Annotated in this window: 1 protein-coding gene; it reads left to right on the top strand. The window is 65.3% G+C overall.

Features of this window, described 5'->3' with window-relative positions:
- Positions 1-132 precede the first annotated feature (132 nt).
- Positions 133-1,120 (top strand): IS481 family transposase (locus tag IG75_RS0135555; protein WP_036516134.1); only part of this gene is annotated, 988 nt, incomplete at its 3' end.

Raw genomic sequence — 1,120 nt, 5'->3', positions numbered from 1 at the left:
CTAGGTGTACTGCCCAGGCAGGTTGGTCGAGGGTTTGTGGCGACACGCTGTAGGTGATCGTTGAAATGGTGAAGGTCTCCGTCGTGGAGTGGGAGTTGCTGAGACAACCACTCGAACCGACAGGAGACCTTCGTGGTCCACGCTAACGCAGTTTTGACTCCGAGGGGCCGATTGCTGCTGGCCCGGCGCATCGTGGAGGACGGCTGGCCGGTCGCTCGGGCGGCCGAGCATTTCCATGTGTCTTGGCGGACCGCCAACCGTTGGCAGGCCCGGTATCGGGCGATGGGCGAGGCCGGGATGGCCGACCGGTCCAGCCGTCCGCATCACAGCCCGAACCGCACCCCGGCCCCGGTAGTGCGCAAGATCGTGGATCTGCGGTGGCGCAAACGCCTGTCCCCGCAGGCGATCGCGTCGCGGCTGTCGATGCCGGCTTCGACGGTGCATGCAGTGCTGGTCCGGTGCCGGTTGAGTCGTTTGTCGCATATCGATATCCGGACCGGTGAGGTGATCCGGCGTTATGAGCATCCTCATGCCGGGTCGTTGATCCATGTCGATGTCAAGAAGCTGGGAAACATCCCGGTCGGCGGCGGCTGGCGGTTCGTCGGCCGGGTCACCGGTCGCCGGAACCGAGCAGCCACGCCCGGCATCACCCGCAGCCGCCACCGCAACCCCCTGCTGGGCAACGCATTCGTGCACACGGTGATCGACGATCATTCCCGCGTCGCTTACGCAGAAATCCACAACGACGAAACCGCCGACACCGCCATCGCAGTGTTGCGACGAGCGGTGGCATGGTTCGCCGACCGCGGTGTCACCGTCGAGCGTGTGCTGTCGGACAACGGCAGCTGCTACCGGTCCAAAGCATGGACCCGAGTCTGCACCGAACTGGGCATTCGAGCCAAACGCACACGCCCTTACCGCCCGCAAACCAACGGCAAGATCGAACGCTTCCACCGCACCCTGGCCGCCGAGTGGGCCTTCGCCCGTCACTACCGGTCCGAACAAGCCCGACGAGCCGCGCTACCGGCCTGGCTCCACACCTACAATCACCACCGGCAACACACCGCCATCGGCAGGAAGGCCCCCATCAGCCGGTTGACCAACCTGCCTGGGCAGTACA

The organism is Nocardia rhamnosiphila NBRC 108938, assembly GCF_000720425.1.
GTDB lineage: Bacteria > Actinomycetota > Actinomycetes > Mycobacteriales > Mycobacteriaceae > Nocardia > Nocardia rhamnosiphila.
The sequence above is the reverse complement of the archived record's forward strand: the minus strand, read 5'-3'. Positions and strand labels throughout refer to the sequence as shown.